The 24,217-nt window shown below is 56.4% G+C and carries 18 protein-coding genes and 3 pseudogenes; 14 read left to right on the forward strand and 7 right to left on the reverse strand.

Annotated features, from left to right (window positions below; all coding sequences use genetic code 11):
• Positions 1 to 9: 9 nt before the first annotated feature.
• The 4 genes and pseudogenes from mexE to AC5SEM_RS10290 form a co-directional block, all read right to left on the reverse strand.
• Positions 10 to 1,263 (reverse strand): multidrug efflux RND transporter periplasmic adaptor subunit MexE, encoded by a 1,254-nt coding sequence (gene mexE, locus AC5SEM_RS10275; protein ID WP_137217914.1) that lies wholly within the window; start codon positions 1,261 to 1,263, stop codon positions 10 to 12.
• Positions 1,264 to 1,535: 272 nt separating this feature from the next.
• The gene (locus AC5SEM_RS10280; protein WP_495472861.1) at positions 1,536 to 3,275 is read right to left on the reverse strand and encodes a dipeptidase; all 1,740 of its coding nucleotides are present in this window, start codon (positions 3,273 to 3,275) and stop codon (positions 1,536 to 1,538) included.
• A 244-nt stretch (positions 3,276 to 3,519) separates the two neighbouring features.
• Positions 3,520 to 4,035 carry a hypothetical protein gene (locus AC5SEM_RS10285; protein ID WP_116032671.1) on the reverse strand — a complete coding sequence of 172 codons (516 nt, stop codon included), beginning with the start codon at positions 4,033 to 4,035 and terminating at the stop codon, positions 3,520 to 3,522.
• Positions 4,032 to 4,337 (reverse strand): annotated as a pseudogene (locus AC5SEM_RS10290) (alpha/beta hydrolase); the annotation flags it as partial. The pseudogene AC5SEM_RS10290 and the gene AC5SEM_RS10285, both read right to left, overlap by 4 nt.
• Before the next feature lie 534 nt (positions 4,338 to 4,871).
• On the opposite strand from AC5SEM_RS10290, the gene gcvA reads away from it, so the two are divergent.
• The 3 genes from gcvA to AC5SEM_RS10305 all read left to right on the forward strand — a co-directional run bounded on the left by gcvA (position 4,872) and on the right by AC5SEM_RS10305 (position 7,470).
• On the forward strand, positions 4,872 to 5,777 hold the full coding sequence (gene gcvA / locus AC5SEM_RS10295; RefSeq protein ID WP_495472862.1) for a transcriptional regulator GcvA: 906 nt from the start codon (positions 4,872 to 4,874) through the stop codon (positions 5,775 to 5,777).
• A 74-nt stretch (positions 5,778 to 5,851) separates the two neighbouring features.
• Positions 5,852 to 6,679 carry an EamA family transporter gene (locus AC5SEM_RS10300; RefSeq protein WP_495472863.1) on the forward strand — a complete coding sequence of 276 codons (828 nt, stop codon included), beginning with the start codon at positions 5,852 to 5,854 and terminating at the stop codon, positions 6,677 to 6,679.
• Between the two features lie 29 nt (positions 6,680 to 6,708).
• On the forward strand, positions 6,709 to 7,470 hold the full coding sequence (locus AC5SEM_RS10305) for an SDR family oxidoreductase (protein WP_495472864.1): 762 nt from the start codon (positions 6,709 to 6,711) through the stop codon (positions 7,468 to 7,470).
• 21 nt (positions 7,471 to 7,491) lie between these two features.
• Here the strand turns inward: AC5SEM_RS10305 and AC5SEM_RS10310 are convergent, their stop codons facing one another.
• Positions 7,492 to 8,460 (reverse strand): AraC family transcriptional regulator, encoded by a 969-nt coding sequence (locus AC5SEM_RS10310; protein WP_495472865.1) that lies wholly within the window; start codon positions 8,458 to 8,460, stop codon positions 7,492 to 7,494.
• Between the two features lie 102 nt (positions 8,461 to 8,562).
• Between AC5SEM_RS10310 and AC5SEM_RS10315 the strand changes: the two genes are divergently transcribed.
• The 11 genes and pseudogenes from AC5SEM_RS10315 to AC5SEM_RS10365 all read left to right on the forward strand — a co-directional run bounded on the left by AC5SEM_RS10315 (position 8,563) and on the right by AC5SEM_RS10365 (position 20,857).
• A complete protein-coding gene (locus AC5SEM_RS10315; RefSeq protein ID WP_495472866.1) occupies positions 8,563 to 9,813 on the forward strand; it encodes an MFS transporter in 1,251 nt (416 codons plus the stop codon).
• A gap of 365 nt (positions 9,814 to 10,178) precedes the next feature.
• A pseudogene (locus tag AC5SEM_RS10320) lies at positions 10,179 to 11,258 on the forward strand (HAMP domain-containing protein); the annotation flags it as partial.
• Between the two features lie 348 nt (positions 11,259 to 11,606).
• Positions 11,607 to 12,122, forward strand: a pseudogene (locus AC5SEM_RS10325) (methyl-accepting chemotaxis protein); the annotation flags it as partial.
• A gap of 672 nt (positions 12,123 to 12,794) precedes the next feature.
• The gene (locus tag AC5SEM_RS10330) at positions 12,795 to 13,586 is read left to right on the forward strand and encodes a Hachiman antiphage defense system protein HamA (RefSeq protein ID WP_495472867.1); all 792 of its coding nucleotides are present in this window, start codon (positions 12,795 to 12,797) and stop codon (positions 13,584 to 13,586) included.
• A gap of 1 nt (position 13,587) precedes the next feature.
• Positions 13,588 to 16,053, forward strand: coding sequence for a DEAD/DEAH box helicase (locus tag AC5SEM_RS10335; protein ID WP_495472868.1), 2,466 nt, complete (start codon positions 13,588 to 13,590; stop codon positions 16,051 to 16,053).
• 221 nt (positions 16,054 to 16,274) lie between these two features.
• The gene (locus tag AC5SEM_RS10340) at positions 16,275 to 17,411 is read left to right on the forward strand and encodes a radical SAM protein (RefSeq protein WP_495472869.1); all 1,137 of its coding nucleotides are present in this window, start codon (positions 16,275 to 16,277) and stop codon (positions 17,409 to 17,411) included.
• Entirely contained in the window at positions 17,411 to 18,025 is a 615-nt protein-coding gene (locus tag AC5SEM_RS10345) for a 3'-5' exonuclease (protein ID WP_495472870.1), read from the forward strand. Before AC5SEM_RS10340 ends, AC5SEM_RS10345 begins: the two co-directional genes overlap by 1 nt.
• Positions 18,022 to 18,603: an AAA family ATPase gene (locus tag AC5SEM_RS10350; protein ID WP_495472871.1), complete on the forward strand. Its 582-nt coding sequence runs from the start codon at positions 18,022 to 18,024 to the stop codon at positions 18,601 to 18,603. The genes AC5SEM_RS10345 and AC5SEM_RS10350 overlap by 4 nt, the downstream gene beginning before the upstream one ends.
• Entirely contained in the window at positions 18,600 to 19,385 is a 786-nt protein-coding gene (locus tag AC5SEM_RS10355; protein ID WP_495472872.1) for an aldo/keto reductase, read from the forward strand. The genes AC5SEM_RS10350 and AC5SEM_RS10355 overlap by 4 nt, the downstream gene beginning before the upstream one ends.
• 173 nt (positions 19,386 to 19,558) lie before the next feature.
• Positions 19,559 to 20,290, forward strand: a complete 732-nt coding sequence (locus tag AC5SEM_RS10360; protein ID WP_495472873.1) for a TIGR02391 family protein — start codon at positions 19,559 to 19,561, stop codon at positions 20,288 to 20,290.
• Positions 20,291 to 20,359: 69 nt separating this feature from the next.
• A complete protein-coding gene (locus AC5SEM_RS10365; RefSeq protein WP_495472874.1) occupies positions 20,360 to 20,857 on the forward strand; it encodes a GIY-YIG nuclease family protein in 498 nt (165 codons plus the stop codon).
• A 233-nt stretch (positions 20,858 to 21,090) separates the two neighbouring features.
• On the opposite strand, the gene AC5SEM_RS10370 is transcribed toward AC5SEM_RS10365, so the two are convergent.
• Positions 21,091 to 22,470, reverse strand: a complete 1,380-nt coding sequence (locus tag AC5SEM_RS10370; protein ID WP_495472875.1) for a DUF6035 family protein — start codon at positions 22,468 to 22,470, stop codon at positions 21,091 to 21,093.
• Positions 22,471 to 23,083: 613 nt separating this feature from the next.
• Entirely contained in the window at positions 23,084 to 23,998 is a 915-nt protein-coding gene (locus AC5SEM_RS10375) for a LysR family transcriptional regulator (protein ID WP_077573006.1), read from the reverse strand.
• Positions 23,999 to 24,217 lie beyond the last annotated feature (219 nt).

Raw genomic sequence — 24,217 nt, forward strand, 5'->3', positions numbered from 1 at the left:
TGTCGTCCCTTAACCGCGTGGGGTCGTAGCAGCCAGCTTCACAACCGAACCGGACGCGCCTTTGGCAGGGGCGACTTTGGGCAGGTTGCTGGCTTCCAGCGCTTGACGTTGTTGAGCGAGTGCCGCGATGGTCTGTTCGCTGGCCATTGGCACCACTTCTGGGGTGACCGGGGAGCCAGGACGAACCCGTTGCAGACCCTTGACGATGATCGTGTCGTCCTTGTTCAGGCCATTACGAACGATGCGCAGGCCTTCGATTTTCGGACCCAGTTCAACGGCGCGGTACGCGGTTTTGTTGTCCGCATCCATCACCAGTACGAACTTCTTGCCGAGATCGGTACCGACGGCTTCGTCGTTGATCAGCATGGCGTTGTAGGTGCCGCTGCCGACCAGCTTCAGGCGTGCGTACAGGCCCGGGGTGTAAGTGCCATCGCTGTTGTCGAACACCGCACGACCACGGATGGTGCCGGTTTTCGGGTTGACCTGGTTGTCGATGAAGTTCATCTGGCCGAGGTGCGGGTTGCCGTCTTCATTGGACAGGCCCATGTACACCGGCGTGGTGGCGCCGCGCTGACCGTTACGGGCGAGTTGGGTGTACTTGAGGAACACACGCTCGTCGGCGTCGAAGTAGGCGTAAACGCGGTCGGTGGATACCACACTGGTCAGCGGCGTTGTGTCGGCGGTCACCAGGTTACCGGCGGTGATTTCGGCACGGCTGACGCGGCCACTGATCGGTGCGGTGACGCGGGTGAAGCTGAGGTTCAGTTTGGCCAGATCCAGTTGCGCTTGCAGGGCACCGACGGCGGCGCGGGCTTCTTGAGCGGCGCTGGTGCGCGAGTCGGCCAATTCGGCGGAAATGGCGTTGCTGGCGCGCAGACGTTCACCGCGACCGGCTTCGTTTTCACTGCGGGTGGCGTTGGCGCGGGATTGGGCTACCAGGGCTTCTAGGCGGCGCACCTCAGCCTGGAACGGACGCGGGTCAATCTGGAACAGCAGGTCGCCTTTCTTCACCAGCGCGCCTTCAGTGAACGCGACGTCATCGATCTGGCCGGAGACCCGTGGACGGATTTCAACGGTTTCCGGCGCTTCGAGGCGCCCGGTGAATTCGTCCCACTCGTTGACCGGTTGTTCCAGCACCTTGGCCACGCTGACTTTCGCAGCGGGCATAGTGGCGGCAGTCTCCGGAGTCTTGCCGCAGGCGCTCATCACCAGTACGGCCAACATGGCCAACGGGAAGCGCAAATGTTTGAGTGACTGTTCCATGGATGCATCCGCCAATGTATTGAAGATGGGCGGATGATGCTCGGCGGGGTGTGATGGCACGAATCGAATGAAGCAAAGGTAACTATCATTCGGAATGATATAAGACCCGAACGAGCCCTCTAGCATGCACCTTTCGTTAGGTGGCTATCAATCTCTCTGAGGGCAACTCTGTGTTGCCCAGTGTGCAAAAGTCTGGGGCGAGGCTGCGCGGCGGGGATTATGCGCGGATTAAAAATGCCGAACCCGCCATGGCGGCGGGTTCGACAATGCGGTCAGAGTTTCGGCAACTGGCCGATGCGGCCGATCATTTCGGTCACGATCTGCAGGTCCAGCTGGAATTGCTCCACGGTCTTGAACTCGCCATCGGTGTGACCGGTGTACTTCACGTTCGGCATGGCCAGACCGAATTGCACGCCATTCGGCAACTCATGCACCGAGGTGGCGCCGGCGGAGGTGCCGAACTCGTGTTTCATACCGAGGTTTTCTGTCGAAACCGCCAACAATGCCTTGACCCATTCGCCCTCAGGATTGCGGTACATCGGCTCGGCGATCGAATAGTCGAAGGCTACGGTTACGTGGCTTTTTTTGTCCCACGCCGCCAGTTTATCGGCGATTTCAGCCTTGAGCTTCTCCGGCGACTTGCCCTTCGGCACGCGCAGGTTGACCGCGAGTTTGAAGGCCTTTTCGTCCATGCCGACGTAGGTCAGCGACGTTGTCAGCGGCCCCATGAAGGAGTCCGAGAAACCGACATTCAGCTTGTTGCCCAGGTAATCCAGCCCCCAATTGTCGGCAGCGTAACGCGCGGCATCGGTGATGTGGTTGTGCTTGAACGCGACTTTGCCATCAAGGCTATTGATAAAGACCAGCATGCGCGCGACCGGGTTGACCCCGGATTCGGGCTCGGAGGAGTGCGCAGATACGCCAGTCACGGTCAGTTTGACGTCTTTGCCGTCGACCTTGGCGCTCACCTGGAAATCGCCGCCATTGCGCTTGGCAAACTCGTCACCGGCCTTTTGCAGGCTGGCGGCCAGTTCCGCAGGCTTGTCGGTTACCAGCGTGGCGACCGACGCCGATGGAATCTGGTTGGTCGCCAGGCCACCGGTCATCGAGATGATTTCCGCACCTTTGCCTTCACCTTTGCGCTTGGCAAAGTTGGCCATGACGGTGCCGTAGCCTTTCTCGGCAATCACCACCGGGTAACCACCATCCAGCGCGAGGTTGTAGTTCGGCGTCGGATTGCGTTCGAAGTAGTAAGGGATCGCGTCGCCCGTGGTTTCTTCGGTGGTGTCGACCAGCAACTTGAAGTTGCGCACCAGTGGCAGCTTTTCTTCCTTGATGACTTTCATGGCATACAGCGTAACCACGATGCCGTTCTTGTCATCCTCGGTGCCGCGACCATACATGCGGTCGCCGATCAGGGTGATCTTGAACGGGTCGAGGCGGGTGCCATCCTTGAGCACCCAGTTTTCCGGCGTCACCGGCACCACGTCGGCATGCGCATGAATGCCAACCACTTCATCGCCGCTGCCGTCGAGAGAGATCTCGTACACGCGGTTGTCGATGTTGCGGAATTTCAGATTGAACGACTCGGCAAGGTTCTGAATCTTCGCCGCGATCCTGGTGAATTCCGGGTTTTCATGCTGTTCGACACCGTCCTTGCGATAGGTCGGGATCTCAACCAGTTCGCGCAGGGTTTCGGTGGCGGCGGCGCTGTACTTTGCGCGCGTGTAGAGACCCAGCAGACGATAGATTTCGTTCTGCTGCTCGGCGGTCAGGGTTTTGTTATCAAGGTACGCGCCAATCGCCGGGCCGATGTCGGCGGTTTTCGCCAGATCGCTCTGGCCCAGATTGCCGAGGAACTGACGGAAGTCTGTGGCTTTGGCTGCACTGTAAGTCTTGAGAATTTCAGCGCTCTGCTGCGGGGTGATATTGGCTTGTGCGGGCGCGGTGAACACGGCAAGACCGGCCAGCATCAAGGTGGTGGCAGCCAGTTTTTTGAAAGGGACATTCATTACGAAGGGCATTCCTTTGCAGGGCAGTGAGTTAGGCGTGCCTCAACGCTGAGACACATACACTTACAAACTAACACCGTGCCAGAGCCTTGCGGGAGTCCTGAAAGGCGATGTGTCGCACAAAAACGCAAAAGAGGCGCACAAATGAAAAAGCCCGGGGACGGTTCCCGGGCTTTTTTATGGGTGCAATCAAGTGACGATCAGAGCTTCGCCAATTCCCTGCGCCAGGCTCAGCAAAGGGCGGTTATCTGAAGATCTGTTCAATCATGATCCTGGCCGGGATGAATAACGTGTTCGTGTAATACGCCTCATACCCATAAGCAGTTATGCGAACTTTGCACGGGATTGAAGCTTGCGACGCCAGCAACGGTTTGATGGCGTCGTAGTCATTCAAGTCGCGTTGCGTTCCATCCGCATTGGTGTAGTAAAAGATCAGATCGGAGGAAAACTTGTAATTGGGCCTGGCTTGACTGCTTGCGTTCACTCGCCCTTCGGCTTTTACCGCGATTGAATGCTCGGATGAGAACTCCATGTCTCGGTTCAGAGAGCAGATCAGGGTGGGGCTGAGCTGGTTGGAACTTTCGTAATCATTGAAAGCGTTCTGCAAATCCACAGTGGAGTTGAAGTGTGCCGTGAACAGATTGGCGGGGCCGAGCTCAAACGACGATAACGTGAGGTCGGCGGGTGGAATACTGGCCGTTTTTACGCAGCCAGTGCAGAGAAGAACGCCCAGGTAAATGACCGCGCGGAAGCTGTTCATTGGCCAAAGATACCGTTGATTGAATCAAAAATCAGATCGCAAGCGGACTTCGTTCCTTGCACAGGTTCGAAAAACATCCAGTCAGCAGAAGCATGGTGCTTATCAATGGTTTTATTGATGGTCGGACCTGCTTCGATAATCCAGCGCTCGCCGAAGTCAGCGACACCGTCAGATTGGTCGGGTGTACTGGCGTTGGCGCGGATGTTGATCCAGGTTTCAGCGACAGGCGTTGGTTCAGAGAAGTAAATGTCGGAACCCAGCCATACGAGGAACCCTTCACCCACGGGATCGAGTGTCACCAGATTAATGGTTTTCGTGCAGCGACGGCTGGATAGCAGCACTTGAACTTATGCTCAACGCAGTAGGCCGGAGAATGTCGGCCTTGGGCAGTCGTGGTACCCGGGAAGTGCGAAGATGTGGTGTCAGTTCAGCAAGACGTTGATCACCTGGGCATCCGGACGGATGCGCGTGTTCGTCTTCAATCACACCGATGGTGTTTGCACAGGCGAGGGGCACAGACGTTTGCATGCGTGAAGTACGCATAAAATCTTACCGTCCTTGGAAATTTCGTTGCGAAGAATGCCGCAAGCCACTGTTGCGTTCAACAGTATTGCGCATCTCAAACGCTGATATCAGAAAGGAAAAAGGCGTGACTCGCGCGTATTGCGGCGAAAGCCGACCCAGAATGATGGCATTCCATCCGGCTGTTTCACGGTTGATAGGGTCGCGTAGCACGAACTCGTTCAGATGCTGGAGGATCAGCGAGTGAGTTTTGCTCTATCATGAGCTGGCGTTCATGTAAGCACTTTTCTGATAACTCGCTGGATGCTGCCCTGATGAGAGACCTGCCGCCCACCGCGACCTTGCGCGCATTTGAAGCTGCCACCCGGCACTTGACCTTTACGTCGGCCGCACAAGAGCTACATGTGACTCAAAGTGCAGTCAGTCATCAGCTCAAGCATCTTGAGGCCCTTTGGGGAGTGCAGTTGTTTGAACGTGGCAAGGCGTTACGCCTCACCGCCGCTGGGGCTGCGCTGGCGCCCATCGTGCGCGAGTTTTTCATCAGCCTGGAGGCGACTTTGGGCGATTTGCGCGAGCAAAAAGACAGAGTTCGACTCAGCGTCAGCACCACTTATTCTTTCGCTCTCAAATGGCTGCTGCCACGCTTGCCACGTCTCGCTCGTCAGCACCCCGAGCTGCTGGTCTCGCTGGACACCACGGATAAAATCATCCACTTCTCTCAGGGCCAGGCGGATGTTGCGATCAGGCTCGGCAAGGGCGATTACCCCGGTCTGCATTCTGAGTTCCTGTTTGGGGAGCAGGTATTTCCTGTAGCCAGCCCTGAACTGCTGCGACGCGTCGGGACTCCGCAGAGCCCCGCAGAACTGTTGCATTTCCCGCTGCTAACGCGCGATGGTGCCGAACTGGTGCCAAAATGGGCGGTATGGTTTCAAGCCGTCGGGCTGGCCTATTTGCCGCTCAAGGAGAGCGTCAGATTTGGCGATACCAACATGACGGTCGAGGCCGCCTTGCTCGGCCAGGGCGTTGCATTGGTGCGCAGCGGGCATGTCGAGAACGAAATCAGCGATGGCCGTTTGGTGCGACTGTTTGATGTGCCATTCCCATCACCGCTGGCGTACTACTTCGTCTGCCCCAAGGGCATCGAAGCGCAACCGCACATCGCCAGCTTTCGCCAATGGTTGGTCAGCGAGGCACTGAAAGTCCGACGACTGGATGAGTGAGTCATGAGTTTTCGTTCATGCTGTGATGAGGAGGCTTCGCTTTAGTCCCGGTGCCGCATTGCCTAAAGTGGCGCATGCCTATCCATATCATCTTCCTCGTGCTTTTCGCCGCGCTCCTGCATGCCAGCTGGAATGCGCTGCTGCGTAGCGGTGCCGATCGGTTGTGGTCGATGACAGTGATGTGTATTGCCATCGCCATCACCAGTGTCGTCGCCGCAGTGTTCATGGATCCCCCCGCGATTGAGAGCTGGGGCTATGCGCTGCTGTCGGGGTTGCTGCATGTCGGCTACAACCTGTTTCTGGTGCGCAGTTACCGGGCCGGCGACCTGGGGCAGACCTATCCGATTTCACGTGGATCGTCGCCGGTGCTGATCACCTTGGGGGCCGCCGTGTTTGCCGGAGAACGCATCACGCCTGACGTGTTACTCGGTATTGCGCTGGTGTCAGGCGGGATTATGTCGCTGGCTTTCAGAGGGCGCAGTCTGTCGGTTCCCAGCCTGCCTTATGCGCTGGGAACGGGCGGCTTTATCGCGGCCTACAGCGTGGTCGACGGCATAGGCGCCAGGCTCTCCGGCGCGCCGCTGGCCTACACGGTGTGGATGTGCGCCCTGTGGGGCGTGCTGATGCCGGTGGTCTACATCGGCCTACGCGATACCCGCAGCTTGTTCTGCGTCCGGCCCGGAACAGTGACCGCATTGGTCGGCGGGCTGGTCTCTTTGCTCGCGTATGCAATGGTCATCTACGCCATGACCGAAGCGCCGCTGGGCGCGGTATCGGCATTGCGCGAAACCAGCGTGCTGTTTGCGGCGTTGATCGGCTATGTGTTTCTCGGCGAGACGCTCACCGCGCGCCGGATACTGGCATGCGTAGTGATCGCCAGCGGCACCCTCATCATCGGCTGATACAGCCAACGGCTCAGGAGCTTTATTTCATGGTCAACGTCTCGCAGGCACCGCTGATTCTAATCACGGGTGGAAGTCGTGGAGTGGGGGCAGCCACCGCGCGGCTGGCCGCCGAAAGAGGTTATGACGTCGTTATCAGCTACGTTGCCAACGAGTCCGCAGCGCTGGCCGTGGCCGCGGATGTAGAAGCATTGGGGCGCCGGGCGTTGGCGATGCGCGCGGACAGTGCTGAGCCACAACAGGTGGCCGATTTGTTCGCGGCCATCGACCGCACGTTCGGACGCATCGATGTTCTGGTCAATAACGCCGGGATGCTGGCGCCTCAGTCTCGCTTGGAAGACCTCGGCTTCGAGCGGATGCAGCGCATCTTTGCGGTCAATGCCATTGGGCCAATACTCTGTGCCCAACAGGCGGTGAAGCGTATGTCTTACCGCCACAACGGCCCGGGCGGTGTGGTGATCAATGTCTCTTCGGCCTCGGCGCGCCTCGGCAGCCCCAACGAGTACGTCGACTATGCAGCGTCAAAGGGAGCCTTGGAGACGTTCACCATTGGCTTTGCAAAGGAGGTGGCTCGGGAAGGCATACGCGTCAACTGTATTCGCCCCGGACATATCTATACCGAAATGCATGCCAGTGGCGGTGAGCCGGGGCGGGTCGATCGTGTCAAGGATTCGATCCCGATGGGGCGGGGCGGACAGCCTGAGGAAGTGGCACGCGCGATTCTATGGTTGGCGAGCGCGGAGGCATCATTCGTTACCGGTACATTCCTTGATGTAACGGGGGGTAAATGAGTCGGTGGCAGGGATCATCGACTAGCTGCGTTCGGCTTGCCTCACCTTGCGACTCAATCCAGGTGTATTGCCCGTAATGCGCTTGAACGCACGACTGAAAGCGGCTTGGGAGGTATAGCCCAAACGCTGCGCCACCTCTTCAATCGGTAGCCTTTCGAGGGTCAGCCACTGGCTTGCAAGCCGCATCCGCAGTTCGGTGACATAGCGTAGCGGGGCCATGCCAATCGTAGCCTGAAAGCGGTCCGCGAAGACCGAGCGTGAGGTATTGCAGTGCTCTGCCAACTGCGCAACAGTCCAGTCGCGGCCCGGTTGTTGATGGAGCGCAAGCAGTGCACCGGCCAAGCGGGGATCGCGCAAGGCGGCGACCAGGCCAGAGGCATTGCCGCAGGCGCACTCGACCCAGCCGCGAACGACCATGGCCGCCACCACGTCGGCCAGCCGCGCGAGGATACCGGCGAAGCCGACGCGTGCGGCGCTGACCTCACGTTCCATGGTGGTGAGGATTGGCACCAGCCCGGGGTAACGCTGGCCGCCGGCATCAATCAGCATCAGTCCCGGCATCAGCCGGCCAAGGCCATGGATACTGCCCAGTTCAAACTCCATACAAGCACTGAACAGAATAGTGCTGGGAGTGGCGCTGACATCGGTTCCGGTATCCACCGCGCTGACGGTGTCACCTAAGGGCGCACCGTCTAGATGATCGATGTCCTGAACAGGCGCGCCCTGATGAGAAAACAGTTGATGGGCTGCGCCATGGGAAATAAACACGGCGTTGCCGGCAGACAGCGCGTAGGTGCTGCCGTCCTCCATCCGCAACACCGCATTGCCGACGGCCGTGAAGTGGAACCAGGCGTGCCCAGGTTTTTCAGCAAAGCCCAAACCGAAATCTGGACCCGTTTGGATACGCCGGTATTCAACGCCACGCAGGCGCATGCCGCGCAACAGCTCGTTGATGAGGTCCGAGGAAAGAGCAAACTGATCTGCAGGCATCGTTCAGGTGTTTTAGTCAAAAAGTAGAGACTTTGGATCATAGATCATCCGGATTTCGGCGCCTAGACTTCGGCTCTTAATGAAGATTGGGAAATCCGTGCAATGACTGACTGTGTATGTAACACCGTATCCGACCGCCCTTGCGGCGTCGGCGCGGACCTAGAACCTGCAACCCCCGCGTGGATGGCAGTATTTTCGTTGGCAATGGGTGTGTTTGGGTTACTGACCGCTGAGTACCTTCCGGCCAGTTTGTTGACGCTGATGTCTACTGACCTGGGAGTGTCCGAAGCGCTGGCTGGCCAGGCGGTAACGGTGACCGCCGTGGTGGCGCTGTTCGCCGGCTTGTTGGTGCCAGGTCTGACCCGTGGTATCGACCGACGCTGGGTGTTGTTGGGTTTTTCGACGTTGATGGTCGCCTCCAATCTGTTGGTCGCCGTTTCCTCGAGCTTCGCGGTGCTGTTGTTGATGCGTATCTTGCTGGGCATTGCCCTTGGCGGGTTCTGGAGCATGGCGGCGGCGGTTGCTATGCGCCTGGTGCCGAGTGCCTTGTTGCCCCGGGCGCTGTCGATCATTTTCAGCGGCATCGCCATCGGCACGGTCGTGGCGGTGCCGCTGGGCAGCTATCTGGGCGGGTTGTATGGCTGGCGCAGCGCGTTCTTCGCAGCGGCGGCGGTAGGCATGGTGACCCTGGCGTTTCAGTCATTCACTTTGCCGCGCCTTGCGCCGCGCCGACCGGCACGTCTGCGCACCGTACTCGAGGTGTTGCAGCGCCCAGGCATCGCCATGGGGATGTTCGGTTGTGTGCTGGTGCACAGCGGCCACTTCGCCATGTTTACCTATGTTCGACCCTTCCTTGAAGGGACTACCGGCATCGGCGCGCAAGGGCTGTCACTGATGCTACTGGGGTTCGGTGTGGCGAACTTCGTCGGCACGCTGTTGGCCGGCCGGCTGCTGGAGCGCCACCCGCTGGCCACTCTGGTGCTGATGCCCGCGCTGGTCGGCGTTGCAGCACTGGCGTTGGTGCTGTTGCCGGCCTCGGTGCTGGGGCAGGCGGTATTGCTGGCGGTCTGGGGCATGGCCTTCGGTGGTGTGCCGGTGGCGTGGTCGAACTGGGTCGCCAGCGCGGTACCTGATCAGGCGGAAAGCGCCGGAGGCATGGTAGTGGCCTCTGTGCAGTCAGCCATCGCCACGGGCGCCGCCGCTGGCGGTGCAATGTTCAGCCTCGGTGGCAGCGCAGGCGTATTCGTAGCAGCAGCCGTGCTGATGCTGCTGGCCGCGTTGCTGATTGCTCTGCGTGTCCGCGTCCCTTCTGCCCATGGCGTTCGCCAGTCCAAACCCGCGTTGCACCTTTGATCCGGTTTGCCAAACCGCCTAAATCCGTCCTGTTCTGTTACTGAACTCCCACGCCGCTGATGGGCCAGTTGGATTGGGTCCAACTGGCGCAGAAGCCGGATCCCGAAATCTTGCAGGGGCGGGTCAGTGAAGCAGCGGCGAGGAAAATCGATGCGACGTTCTGGAAGGTTTTCCAAGGCAGGGAAGCCTTTCTTTAATCGTAGATAGATTGCGCTGAGTTTGCCGATGTTCGCCGTTCTAAAGTGCGCACCGTCGCGGTCGATAACTCAGAGTACGCATGGGCTCTATCTCCTCATAACAACACATGCGACGTTCAGTGCTAGCGTTTCCCCTTGCCAAAACTATAAATATCCGCAGGTGAAGTCATGAATATCAAGCAGAAGCTGACCTGGGCGTTTGCGGCAATCGCATGCGTCCCGGTCATCCTGGTCGCCGTTTTGGTAGTGCTGAATCTGCGAGAGGGGGCCCTGGCCAATTTTCTCGACAGCAGCGGTCGCGAGATCCGCCAGATCGACAATGGCATGAAGCAGTTTTTCGACGGCATTAGCCAAAACGTCGACTATGTAGCCAAGGACCCGCGCGTCGTTGCGGCCAAAGACCTCAAGAGCTACGCGGGTGCCGAAGCCGCGCAAATTCCACTTACTCAGGCCAACAAAGAGCTGCTGGCGATATTTGACCAGTTCGCCAAAAGTCATCCGAGTACCGCTTACCTGTCCCTGGGTCTGAGCGACGGCGGCTACGCCAGTTGGCCGGACGACACCAAGCTGAACAACTACGATCCGCGCGTCCGTCCCTGGTATAAAGCGGCCATCGCCACGCCTGGCGCCACTGTGCGCACGGGTGCCTACTATTGGGCGCCGGACGATGTGACGCTGATCGGCACTGTGCGTACTGTCGCCAACGCCGCCGGGAATATCCTGGGAGTGGTTGGCCTGGACGTGTCGCTCAAACAGCTCACTGAACTGGTGCGCAACATCAAGCTGGGCGATAGCGGCTACCTGATGCTGGTGGAAGACAACGGTAACGTGCTGGTAGACGCTAGCGATGCGAAGCACAACTTCAAGCCTCTGGCCGATCTGGGTCCCAACTACGCCGAACTAGCCAAGGGAGGCGACGGCGTGACCCAAATCGAGATTGATGGCGTGGCCTACATGGCCAACGTGGTCAGTTCCAAAGGCCTGGGCTGGCGCTTTATCGGCCTGATCAAGCGTGATGAAGTGATGGCCGACGTCACCCGGCTGACCTGGCTGATCGCCGCCATTGCCGCGGCATTGGCGTTGGTGTTCGCGATAGTAGGCGCCAGCTTTGCCAGCGTCATCGTGCGTCCGATTCGCGGCGTGGCCGACGGCCTGCAAGAAATCGCCGAAGGAGAAGGCGACCTGACGCGCCAACTCCAGGTGCAGGGCAAGGACGAAACCGCCAGCCTGGCGGGCTGGTTCAACCAGTTCCTGAGCATGATTGCACAACTGGTGCAACGCATCGGCAACGCCTCATCTGACCTGCAGACCGCGGCCGCCGACACGAGCGAAGTGGCCAACAACATGAACCAGGCTGCAGGTCGCCAGCGTGAGGCCGTGGAGTTGGTGAGCACCGCATTCAACGAAATGGTCGCTACTGCCAACGAAGTTGCACGTTCGTGCAGTGCTGCCGCGACGAGTGCCGACGAAGGCTACCGCGACGTACATGACGGCCAGCAGCACATCGGCGAAGCCACCGGCAGCGTGCTCAAGCTCAGCGAAGACCTGCAAAAGTCGACCCAGACCATGCAGTTGCTGGAGCAGGACAGCCAGAACATCAACACCATTCTCGACACCATCCGCTCGATTGCCGAGCAGACCAACTTGCTGGCGCTCAACGCGGCGATTGAAGCGGCGCGCGCCGGTGACCAAGGCCGAGGCTTCGCCGTGGTCGCCGACGAAGTCCGCGCCCTGGCTCGCAGGACAGCCGACTCCACCGGCGAGATCGACAGCTTGCTGGGCAATCTCGCCCGCCGCACCCAAGAGGTCACGCAGCAGATGCAAGGCAGCCTGCAAGTGTCCCACGCCAGTGTGGAACGCATTCAGCAGGCGCGTGACAGCTTCGACAAGATCCGTGGCTCGGTGGACTCGATCCGCGACCAGAATACCCAGATCGCCACAGCCGCCGAGGAGCAGCACCAAGTGGCCGAAGAGATCAATCGCCACATCGCGCAGATCCATGCCGATGCCCAACTGGTCGAAGGCTTTGCTCAGTCGTCACAGGCTGGCTCGGGTCGATTGATAGACATTTCCGGTCAGCTCAAAGGCCTGGTGGGTCGTTTCAAATATTAGTATCCCGACCCGAATGAAAACGGTGAGCACTCACCGTTTTCATTCGGCCGACATACGCAGTTTTATTGCTTCCACTGTTCCGCTGAAAGCCTCAGACCGGTCTATCGAATAGCGGAGAAGACCCTAGAGACTATCCGGATCCCCGAAAAACATTTTGACTGGGCTCTAGGGCGGTATTTTTAGGCGGAAAAATTCAAATGTGCCCCCAATTTTGCCCCCAGTGCATCAGGTTCGCGAGTGGCGATTTCCGGCAGAGCCAGATGGATTCAGATGGTTTTCAGTAGTTCAAAAGTGGGTAAGGGGGCTCACATTACCTACCTCTCCGTCGGGAATGATCAGCAGCGTCGGATGGATATGTCTATACAGTGCTGTGTATCTTTCAGTCCGACGCTGATTGACCTACGAACAATTGGATATTTATACAGCTACTACGCAACCTCCGACGAAGTGCACTAAAAATTGTCTCCGATCTTGTTTACCACTCCCAACAATCACGCTAACTTGCGGTAACGCTGGCACAGTGCCGCTATCGGTCGTCCCCGACTAGATTTGACTTGCGCGCGCAGCTGCTCAGCTGGTGCCTACCCTTAATCAGGGTGGGATCATTGATCGTGCGCAACAACCGCAAGAGGATTCTGCGGTTTAGTGTTTGTAGGAAGTGTTAAGGATGGCGTGAGCTTCAAGCAGGTAGACCAGTATGCCCTGTGTTGTGTCGAGAATTTTTCTGATGAGCTCAAGCTCGCGCTGAGGGAAAACCTCACCCGCATCTGCCATGGTGCTGATCAGGCCAGCAAGGACAGGGCGATCTACAAATACCCTGCGACGATTAAGCACTTCTGGAACGAGCGCTATTCCAAGAAACCTTGGGAAACCCGGATTGGTATGCTGGGTGAGCTTCTGTCTCACGTCATCATTCTGAAGCTCTTTCCCGACTTCGATGTGGTCTCCCCGTTCTTCAATATGGAAGAGAAGAGTATCCGGAAGGGCTTCGATCTCCTCCTATACGAGACCTCAACCAACAACGTCTGGATCACTGAGGTCAAGTCGGGTGGTAGAGGTGCGGGCAAGACGTCCTGCTCGGCCGCAAGTGTGCAATTGCGTTTGGCTCGGGATGACCTCAAGAGACGTTTGGCTGAGCCGGAGCTCAATCACTGGCTCAACGCGATCAATGCAGCGAAAAATGCGATCCACAACAAAGCTAATTACCGGGACTCGGTTATTGAGATCTTGGAGATGGAAGGTGATTTGGCTGAAGAAGACGGGGCGAGTGCTTCGGACAACAATGTGTTTCTGGTCTCTGCCCTGTTCAGCGAAGTGTCCCAGGCTATCGCCGAAAATACCGTGTCAAATTTCACCACCAAGCTGGTAGCTGAAGCTGTGTTCAAAACGGTGTGGGTGCTGTCCCTCCACAAAGGCACCATGGAAAAGCTGGAAGAGTTCTTGAGGCAGGAGGCGGAGCAGTAGCATGGAAGAGCTGACTATCAGGAAACTGGGCAACACCAAGTTCAGAAATCTGTACTTCCAACTCCTCAAGGGAGACGAACTGGGTAACACAGAGATTGTGAAACTTTTGGCTATCGCCGTGCTGCTCCTTAACCACAAGACCCTCGAAATTCGGCGTCTCGGCTACCGCATTATCCTGTTTTACGGTAACGCTTCGGGTCAGTACCAGGCGCTGTACGATGTAGCACTCAACAGTGGCCTGCACCCTGTCTCAGCAGTGATCAGCAGCTACTTTTCCGAGGATGACCACCGCAGCGAGTCGTTCATCCGAAACATCGTGGGCAGCTACATCGATACCTTCCGTGATCAAGGCATCGTGCTGACTGAGCAACAGGATGCCCTGCGGACATTTGTTCAGTCGGAGTACCATAAGTCATCAGTCGTGGTTGCTCCGACCAGTTACGGTAAATCTGAGCTCATCATTCAATCGGTGAGGGAAAATCCAGGGCAGCGGATCCTGATCCTCGTGCCCTCTAAGGCTCTGCTGGCCCAGACGAAAAAGCGGTTGATCTACGCGGACATTGTGGGGCTGGGCAAGGTGGTGACCCACCCCGAGATGTATTCGGTTGAGCGAAAGAACAGGGCATTTGTCCTGACCCAAGAGCGGCTCAACAGGCTCTTGAACGAAAACGCCGGGCTGAGCTTCGATATGGTCTTCGTCGACGAGGCCCACAACCTACTGCAGAGCGACCGCAGAAGTGAGTTACTGGCTGCCATGCTGTGCATCTTGGGGGCTCGTAATCCGGAAACATCATTCAAGTTCCTGACTCCCTTCCTATGCGATGAACTCAATGTCCGTGTGCGTTTCCTGGACATGATCCCGAGCGGATTCAAGATCGACGAGTACATCAAGTCTGAGCGCTTCTACATCAAGGATTTTAGGGCAGGAAGGGGCCAGACGAAGCTCAAGCTCTATGACCATTTCCTGAATGACTGGATGGAGTTCGATCGGAGGTATGCCAACTGCTTCGAGCTCATCAAAGGCGAAGCACTGACCAAAAACATCGTTTACGGTAACAAGAAGAAAAGTATTGAGTCATTTGCGGTTGAACTGGCAGCCGTGCTGCCGCTCGTAGACTGTCCGCTGATCCAGACAGCCTGTGTCGAGCTAGAAGAGCTTTTTGACCGACGCTACAAACTGATCGGCTGCTTGCGTAAAGGGGTTATGTACCACCATGGTTCGATCCCTGACACCATTCGTCTTTACTTGGAGAACCTGTTCAGCAGCTCCAAGCAGATGAGGTTTTTGGTCTGCAACTCCACGCTTCTGGAAGGGGTGAACCTGCCGATCGAAAGACTCTTCGTCTTTGATTTTTTCAAAGGGAAGCAAAAGCTGACGCCATCTCAATTCAAGAACCTGGTCGGACGCGTCAACCGGTTCAGTGAAGTCTTCGCGCCTGGAGCTAAGGCTGCGTTGAGAAAGCTGGAGTCCAGCATCTATCTGTTGGGCGTAAATGGCTACACACGCGACAATGCAGCGCTTGAGACTTTCTACGATAAATCCGTCAACGTCTCAAAGGTGGTCAAGGACACTGTCAGCAACGTTCTGCTTGAAGCCACAAAGATCATCGATGGGAAGGTGTCGGTTCTCTACGACGACGCCGTGGCTCGTCTTGAGAATCTGCATCCTGGCGTGGTTAAAGATCGAGAGTGTCGGTACGTTAGCACTCAGGTGGGCAAGCTCCTCATCGCGAACAGTGTCAGTGAAATTGACGTGTTCTCAGAGGAGGAGGCTATTGAACGGAAGATCAGGAGAGGCATCGAGGCGAACGGCCTCATCAACACCGTTGACAGGCTGATGCTTGCGATCTCCAAATCGTTCGTCGATCACTTCGACAACAGCCGAGAGTACAGCGATCTGGTGCGTCTCAAGCAAGAGCCTGCCCGGAATTTCTACGCCATGATCCTGGATTGGAAGCTGAAGAAACTCAGCGTCAAGCAGACGATCCGACAGACGCTCGCGTACTGGAAAAAGCTGGTCGAGACTAGCCATAGCGATCACGTGTTCGTGGGTAAATGGGGTGATACCAAATATCGCGACAGCAAGTACGAGAACTGGGTAAGAATCTCCAAAAAGGATGACGGCGAGCGTATTAACCTGGCAATCGTCCGTCTCAAGGACGAGGACGATTTCTTCGACAACAAGATTTTCAAGTTCGTCGAGGTGCTGAATGGGGTAGGTGCCCTGGATCCAGGGTTCTACAAACTCATCAAATACGGTACTGCGGATGACACGAAGATTAAGCTCATCCGCGATGGCTACAGCCATGGTCTGGCGGATCTGATGCTGGAACGGTACCCCGAAACTGTGCGTGCGATGCTCGGCGGCGAGATTGAAGTGAGTCCTCGCCTAGTCAACATGATGATCAACAACGAGGAAAGCGATCTGCTGATTTTTGAAGCCAAGATGAACCTCAAACCCATCTGATTGAGGATCTTGGAAGCGCCTGCGAGTCTGATCAGGATAGGCGACAAAATCTCCATATCGGAAGCTGCAGACAGCGAATCTATTGGCCCTGCCATACGAGCTGGGCTTGCCGACGAGCTCAGAAATCAAGCTATTATCTACCTACCAAGGATGGGCGGGCAGGCACCCTAAATGGGGGCTCACTCCATCTGATGATCCGATGGCAAGCAAGGAGAATCGAAGTGAGATCCCAGGTCAGAATCATCAACTCGACGCAGTTACAAAGCGCGAACCCGAATCTTGTAGATCCAGTCGGGTACCGCAAAAGCGGGCTCAGTTTGAATCACATCATTGGGTGTCCACTCGATTGCAGCTACTGCGTTCGTCACCTTTATGGAAATTTCGATCAGCGCACGCCGCAGGCGCTGATGAGCGATGAAGAAGCCTTCCAGCGATTTATCAATCACAGGTATTTCCAGCCTCATATCACACCTATTCAGTTGTTCAACCGGGCCACCGACCCGATGCTCCCCGAGGTCAAGAGTCATACCCACAATCTGCTGCGTATGCTTGATGAGGCTGGGCTAACCAATAATGTGCTTGTGATCACTCGATGGCGTGTATCTCAGGACGATTGCGAGCGCTTCAACACGCTCAGAAATATCAAGTTGACAGTGCTGGTTACCTACTCAGGAATTGCTGATCCGAAGATCGAACCCATCAAGTCTTCGATCGCTGCCAACAGCCTGAAGATGCTGTTTCGCCATGCTAGGCACTACAAAGTGGTGTTGTATTGGCGTCCGGTCGTTCCAGGGCTAAACGACTCGTCAGAACACATTGCAAAGGCCGCGGCGCTCGCTAACTATGCCCATGCGACCGTATTTAGCGGGCTGTTCTATCGAAAGGAGATAGCCGAGTTTTACCAGAGCCAAGGAATCCCTGAACCATACAAAATGACGGCCAGGCGAAAGCTGCTCCCACTGGAAGATGAGCAGAGGCTATTGAGGTTGTATGGCGAACAGAATCAGGTGACACCAATCTTCCACAAAACCTCTTGCGGAGTCGCCTTTGCGCATGCGCAACCAGATTACAACGGACACTTCGGCATCACCGAATTGTGCGATACCTGCCCCAGCTCGCAATTTTCCATATGCAAGGCGGCATGGAAGAAGCCAGATCAGCAGATTCTCAATCGAATGTGCCACGAACTGGGTGCTGTGGAAGACCCGCAGGTGAATGACCGTGCGATTGTCGTTCGTGGTCTGGACGAACAGCGTCGTTACTATTTACAGCACTCCCTAGGCTATCAGGTGCACGACGCTGACAAGCCCCACCACTACGCGCGCCATGGCCGCGCCGAGGCAACAAGGAATCTCTGATGCTGAAAACAGACTTCGCCTGGCCCTCTGAACCAATCATCATCGTAGACGTTGAGGGCAATGGACATACGCCACCCGACTTGGTCGAAGTGGGAATCGCCTCATTTCCACCGATGGAAAACCGCGAACTTTTGTCTTGGTTAATCAAACCTGTCAACCGGATCACTTGGCAGGCCCAGCGAATCCACGGTATTAAAAATGCGGAGCTGGAAAGTTGCCCATCCTGGGCTGAGATCATGGACGACGTCGAGCAGCACCTGCAGAACCGATGGTTCGTCGCGCACAATGCGTCGGTCGACTATGGCGTGATGAAGCGTCACTTGCCAGAATGGTCGCCGGTGGGGGTCATCGACACGTTGAAACTTGCTCGTCACGTTTACCCTAACGCCAAAAGCCATCGGCTTGAGTCATTGCTCATTGACACAGGGCTGCGCGATAAGGTCGCCGACCAGCTCCACCGAGCAGCTGATGATGCTTATGCGACGGCCTTATTGCTTGATCATCTCATCGAAAAGTCATCTGCCAGCACTTGGCAGGAAATCTGCACAATTGCGCAGCTCAAAACGCAGCCTGACGAGCAATCGCCTCCCCCGGAGCAAGGAAGCCTATGGTGAAGCCTGTTCTTTTAGGTGTCACTGGAACCCACTCCACGGGGAAGTCCACCTTCTGTGAAGCGCTCAAAGTTTCACTTGAGTGCAAAGGCATCTGCGTTGCTACCATCCCATCGTTCGGGAAGGTTGCGGTACAGCAAGGTATCCCGCTGCTCACTCAGCATACCTACGACTCCACGATGTGGTTTATCGACCGTACGCTTGAGGCGCAACGAGCAGCGGCTGACACTGCCGAGGTGATATTGGTCGATCGACCGATCATTGATGCCGTGGCGTATTGGAATGCCGCAGTCGAGCATCGGGGTAAACCTGCACCGATGCACCAGGTAGATGCGGTCAAGTCATTAATCACCAGCCAGCTTCCTGGCTACACGACGATCGTTGCGACTAGGCTTGATAGCTCCATTGCTCTCGGCCTAGGACGTGATACCAACTTGCCTTTCAGGGCGTCCGTCGACAGCCATTTGCACCAGATTTTGAGCGACTTCAGGATTCAGCATCAGATGCTTGTTCCTGACGTACGGGATGCTCTTCTCGATAGCTTACACACTCAAATCCTTCGAAAATTGGAGCACTTATGACCGCCGCCCGTACGGGACTCTTGGCAGGAAAGCAGGTTAGGCGCCTCGGGTTTGGCACCATGAGGCTCACGGGGCCGGGCATCTGGGGCCCACCAGCTTCAGAAGCTGATGCTGTTCAGCTCCTGCGTAAAGCGGTGGAGTTGGGCGTGCAACACATCGATACCGCTGACGCCTATGGGCCAAATGTGGCCGAGGAGCTAATTCGTAAAGCGTTATTTCCCTATGCCGACGACCTGATCATTGCGACTAAAGGTGGCTTCACCCGCCAAGGCCCTGGCAAGTGGACGCCATGCGGCGTTCCAGCGTATTTGCGCCAGTGCGTTGAGATGAGCCTCAGGCAGCTCAACGTCGAAGCGATAGATCTGTATTACTTGCACCGTGTCGATCCAAATGTCCCCTTGGCTGACCAGGTCGGGGAGCTTGAGCAGATGCGACAAGAAGGGAAGATCAAATGCCTGGGCTTGTCGAAAGTCGATATTTTTCAACTCACGCAGGCGATTGCGATTGCACCCATCGCCGCGGTTCAGAATCAATTTAGCATCCTGGATAACCAGTCCGAGGATGTGATTCGCTGGTGTGAGCAGAACGAAACAGCGTTCATTCCCTACGCGCCTTTGAGCGCCGGAAGGTATTTTTCAACCGGTGAGGTTCGAGACCAGCTTGCCTCGGCAACCCATGCCTTGAAATGGCTTCTGAACTACTCGCCGGTCACGTTCCCAATTCCGGGCACATCCAGAGTTGAGCATCTGGAGGAAAACCTCAGATCGGATATTGAGGGCTAGCACCTCGTGCGCTCTCTCATTCGACACATTGGCCTATGGGCTATTTTTCCCAGGTGCTCGAGCGGCACTCTAGTGTTTACCGATGGAGATTGGCTTTGAGTACCCGCATCCCACCTTTTAGTTCGCAACACCTAGAAGCTGCATGTCGTGTTCTCGCTGATACGGAACGTGGCTTGAGCGGCACCCAAATTGGATATCTCCTCCAAGACATTCGCGTTCCAGACGCCGACGCCAACAACACCAAGTGGAAACGCTTGTTCAACGCGTTGGCACAAATGCAAAACCAGCATCAGGTCGGGAACCATCTCATCCTTTTCATCAACAGCGCTATGAATCCTGTGAGCTACGCCCGGGATCGTGAGGCCTTTATTTGGCGCAGGGATGAGCTCAACGTTGTCCTAGCATTCTCGGGATTCTATGTACGCGATGATGGAAAGGTCGGGCGTGCGGACAAGGCAACCACTCTGGATGTGGCCCGCGCCCGTGTAGGCCGGCTCAAAGCTGCGCTAGAAGCCCGAGCAGTGCATGAGGAGGTTGTGAAATATTGCCGTGCAGAGTTGTTGAGCGAAAATTACTTCCACGCTGTATTTGAGGCTACAAAGGGGATTGCGGCACGAATCCGAAATCTGTCGGGCTTGAATGGTGATGGCGCCGATTTGGTGGCAAAGGCTTTCCTTGGGCAAAGCCCTATGCTTGCCGTGGGCCCCTTGGCCACCGAGTCTGAGAAAAGTGAGCAGAAGGGATTCGCGAATCTGCTAATCGGACTGTTCGGCGCCGTCCGCAATCCTTTGGCGCATGCGACGAAAATAGATTGGCCTATGTCCGAGCAAGACGCGCTCGACATTCTGACGATGGTATCGCTGATGCATCGTAAGCTTGATGTCACCCGCAAGATAAACCCTTAGGTTCATAGGGCGGGCCAGCGGATTTCTTCAGCCGCCTTGTGCCGACTCACCTCTATCGAGAAAAATGCGATGCCGGTCTATTTCATTGGTCAGGTACAGGCCAACAATTGCATTCACATCAAAATTGGGCGCGCTAGCGACATAACGCGCCGGCGGGGTCAGCTACAGACCGGTAGCCCCTTTCCCTTGGAAGTAATGGGCTGGATTCATTCAGAAAATGATGCAGCTCTTGAAAGGAAGCTCCACATCCATTTCGCTCCACAGAGGCAGATAGGAGAATGGTTCCGGATCGAACCTGCTGACGTCTTGCCCATCCTGATGGATGAAGGCGAGGATGGATTCATAGCGAAAAATGCTGATGCATTCGAAATTACGGGGTATGGGCGAGACGCATTACCGGAATATATGGGCGTCTGGGCATGGGGTGATTTGGAGATCCAAGAGTGCTGCCCGTTTTGTGGATGCTTTTGCGGTATGCATTACCAAGACGCTTCCTGCATGTACCACTGCATCAATTGTGATGTGCTCACAGACTTTTCGGATATCTCGCGGGACGATCGTGATTGATCTTCGCACCTCGAACTTTCTCGATCATGGCCGTGAAACAAAGGTTTGCTAAGTGAAGGCGCTGCCGCGGATTGGTGGTCCTGTGACGAAACGCGAGATTGGGTATTCGTGGCGGGGTGGGGGTAATCAACGTCTAAGCCAGCATGCGCTTGTCGAAGGCGATTCTCATGTGGAGAGTTAACGCGACAATGAGCTACTAGGCATGAAAGGCCTAGGGTTAGCCAAGCCTTTTCTCACCAATGTCTCTCAGCCGCAAGTTCTTCCTTGATCTCAGGCACCAAGAACGCAAACAACCGATTGTATTTGAGGTCTTGGCGGTACGCCGGATCTTTGCTTCGCAGAGCTTCTCGAATGATTTTGCGGCGTTTTTCCCACGTCTTTTTCGTGTCCTGGGAGGCCAACGACTCTGCTTGGTGGAAAGCTTCCAGTGTCCAGCCGAAAGGCAACAAGTAGGCTTTGTAGTAGTCGAATGCGGTGTTCGTCACATTGATCAGGCGGGGCAGGCGGTAGCCAATGGGGCGACCATATCTTGCGCTGAGAACAATGGATACTGCGCCATGAAATCGGCCCTCATGAAATGAGAGAGGCAGCGAAATCTGAGGCATTGCGAGAGTCATACGTTCTCGCAGCTCGCTCCAGGCCAAGTCAGCCTCGGGCTCCTCGCTGGTACCGTGTTCTAGCCAAAAGTCGTGGAATTCTTGGCGAAGTCGGGCAGGAGCGATCGTTTCCTCCAGCTCTTTTCGGTGAGTCACATAGTCGTAGAAATAGACCAGTTGCTGTTCCGTATCGACAGTTAGCTGATCAAGAAACACCTCTTCTTCATGCCATTCGTTAAAGATCATCCGACCTTTGAGATGTGGAACCGCGTACCAGCAGGTCAGCGCCATACGTTTTGCTTCTCGGGAGCGCTCCAACGTTCGCTCATTCACAACGAAGACGTTCAGATTATTGAGGTAGAAAATATCCTGTTCAGCGGTACGGTTTTCTTGGGGATTGAAGCCCTCGAAAACCCATACGATGGCACCACCGTTGACGCGGTAGAACTCTCTTCTGCCTACGATCTCCGTAAGAAAGGTAGTGGACAGCTGCACTTCAAACGCAAACCGCTGCTGCTCCCGGTAAACTTGAACATCAGGCTTGCGCCATGTTGCCCGGTCAGCGATGGGCATCCCACGCCATACCTTTTCAACCTCTGGTTCCGAGCAGGCCGAATCGGCATACAAGCTGTCCCTGATAATGCCTTTGAGTCGCAGGTGAGCCGCGCTTTCTTTCGCAGCGTTGTATTTCATCCGATTGATCTGATCGGCGCTGAATGCCCCTTTAGTTGATATCGGGCAGCCCCTGGTGCCTTCTTCATCCGGATGGTGACGGAAGTGAAACCGCCGCTGTTGCGTAAGCACGAGCATCACCGCACCGCCGCAAATCCTGCATACCAGCCATGGCTGATTCGGGTTGCGAGCGTAGCGGCCGGCGAGTTCGTTCCTATCCTGTATTACGACCACCAAATCGCGCCTCAGGAACGTGTCTACGTCCATAGGCTCCCCGTTATCGAGATTTAGGATTTCGTTTAGCAGCATTTGATCCGTAGGTTGGGCTACGTCATAGGTGAACATCGATCACTCCCTGATTGGTCTTGCATCCTGGTCTGATGGGTGGAACGCACCATTCCTATTGAACGGTCGCTGGGCCGCTATGGTGTCATCACGCCCATTGAGTCAAAACCTCAGCCGGCACGTCGGCTATCAGGCGGCCGTGCATTGACTTAGGTGGGACTCATGGGAAGAAAGTGGCTAGCCGTCCGGCAACTCACCTACCCGATCCCGGCCATAAGAACGAGAGGGTAACTTCACCATACGCTTACACCCGTTCCTCAATGATCGTGTTGGTCTCCGCATTTCACCTTTGGGCCATGCCGCTATGTTCGGGAGGGGGGGGGAGGGCCGTATTGCGTCCCTGCACCGGGCTGGCAGTATTTCAGAGGTGCCAGAACATAGTAACCGACAAGCTGATGTGATCGGATAGCGCTCGGCGGCGATTTGGGAACAGCTGCATGCGACTCTTTCTAGGAGTGCGCTGTTGAGCCTTAGGCTGGGGGCATCTTTTTCAAACCATCTAAAGCATGCCCTCAAATATGCCCCCGAATGTAGTAATCCACTGGAAGTGAATGGATCTCCATGGTCTAGGAAAAGGTATAAATGATCAGATTAACAGCCTGCCCGACGAAACCTAAAGACTCTCAGGATCCCCGAAAAACATCTGAATCCGCGACCGTAACCACCGCTCACCCGGGTCATTATCCTGCGACCCACGCCACGCCATATGCAGTTCAAACGTGCGCGTCGGCAGCGGTGGATCTTCCGCGCGAACCCCGCCAGCCGCCGTCAACGCATCTGCCGTGTAATCCGGCACGGTCGCCACGATGTCAGTGCCTGCCAGCAACGTACTCAAGCCATTGAACTGCGGAACGGCCAGCACCACATGACGTTTGCGGCCCAGTTTCTCCAGCTCTTCATCAATAAAGCCACTGAGGTCGCCAGCAAATGACACCAGCGCATGCGGACGTGCGCAGTAGTCGTCCAGGCTCAACGGCCCCGGCACGGTATCGGCGCGCAGCAGTTTTGGTGCGCTGCGACGCAGGACCTTGCGTTTGGCGTTGGCCGGCAGGTCCGTGGTGTAGCTGACGCCAATGGAGATCTCGCCGGAGGCCAACAGGCCCGGCATCAATATGTAGTTGACGCGACGGATCACCAGCACGATGCCAGGCGATTCGGCGCGCAAGCGTTTGAGCAGCATGGGCAGCAGGGCGAATTCGACGTCGTCGGACAAACCGATCCGAAATACCGAAGTGCTGGTGGCCGGGTCGAATTCGGCCGCGCGGCTGACGGCGGTCGAAATCGAATCGAGGGCCGGGGAGAGCAGGGCGAAGATTTCCACCGCGCGGGCGGACGGTTCCATGCTGCGCCCGGTGCGCACGAATAGCGGGTCATCGAACAGGCTGCGCAGGCGCGAGAGCGCCGCACTGATCGCCGGCTGACCGAGAAAGAGCTTTTCTGCCGCCCGGGTCACACTGCGTTCGTGCATCAATGTTTCGAATACGATCAACAGGTTCAGGTCGACACGACGCAGGTCATTACGATTCATCTGGAGTCCTGGCAGAGTCATCAAGCTTGACGAGAGCGGCCATATGAGAACAATGGCCGGCATGAATCTTACGGGGAAAGGCTGGTACTCTGCACCGGAAAATTCAGCTTTACTGAGACGGTGGCAGCAGTTTTTTCATGGATTTTGCCAACGCCGCCCCTGCTGCGGAATCAATGACAGGCATGTCGACTATTAATAGCCACTGATAGTCTTGGGTCA

The sequence above is a fragment of the Pseudomonas sp. CH61 genome (assembly GCF_059429415.1).

Excerpts from the sequence above, each read along its gene's own strand:
- mexE (WP_137217914.1), bottom strand. The coding sequence starts at position 1,263 with ATGGAACAGTCACTCAAACATTTGCGCTTCCCGTTGGCCATGTTGGCC.
- AC5SEM_RS10280 (WP_495472861.1), bottom strand. The coding sequence starts at position 3,275 with ATGAATGTCCCTTTCAAAAAACTGGCTGCCACCACCTTGATGCTGGCC.
- AC5SEM_RS10285 (WP_116032671.1), bottom strand. The coding sequence starts at position 4,035 with ATGAACAGCTTCCGCGCGGTCATTTACCTGGGCGTTCTTCTCTGCACT.
- gcvA (WP_495472862.1), top strand. The coding sequence starts at position 4,872 with ATGAGAGACCTGCCGCCCACCGCGACCTTGCGCGCATTTGAAGCTGCC.
- AC5SEM_RS10300 (WP_495472863.1), top strand. The coding sequence starts at position 5,852 with ATGCCTATCCATATCATCTTCCTCGTGCTTTTCGCCGCGCTCCTGCAT.
- AC5SEM_RS10305 (WP_495472864.1), top strand. The coding sequence starts at position 6,709 with ATGGTCAACGTCTCGCAGGCACCGCTGATTCTAATCACGGGTGGAAGT.
- AC5SEM_RS10310 (WP_495472865.1), bottom strand. The coding sequence starts at position 8,460 with ATGCCTGCAGATCAGTTTGCTCTTTCCTCGGACCTCATCAACGAGCTG.
- AC5SEM_RS10315 (WP_495472866.1), top strand. The coding sequence starts at position 8,563 with ATGACTGACTGTGTATGTAACACCGTATCCGACCGCCCTTGCGGCGTC.
- AC5SEM_RS10335 (WP_495472868.1), top strand. The coding sequence starts at position 13,588 with ATGGAAGAGCTGACTATCAGGAAACTGGGCAACACCAAGTTCAGAAAT.
- AC5SEM_RS10345 (WP_495472870.1), top strand. The coding sequence starts at position 17,411 with ATGCTGAAAACAGACTTCGCCTGGCCCTCTGAACCAATCATCATCGTA.
- AC5SEM_RS10355 (WP_495472872.1), top strand. The coding sequence starts at position 18,600 with ATGACCGCCGCCCGTACGGGACTCTTGGCAGGAAAGCAGGTTAGGCGC.
- AC5SEM_RS10365 (WP_495472874.1), top strand. The coding sequence starts at position 20,360 with ATGCCGGTCTATTTCATTGGTCAGGTACAGGCCAACAATTGCATTCAC.
- AC5SEM_RS10370 (WP_495472875.1), bottom strand. The coding sequence starts at position 22,470 with ATGTTCACCTATGACGTAGCCCAACCTACGGATCAAATGCTGCTAAAC.
- AC5SEM_RS10375 (WP_077573006.1), bottom strand. The coding sequence starts at position 23,998 with ATGAATCGTAATGACCTGCGTCGTGTCGACCTGAACCTGTTGATCGTA.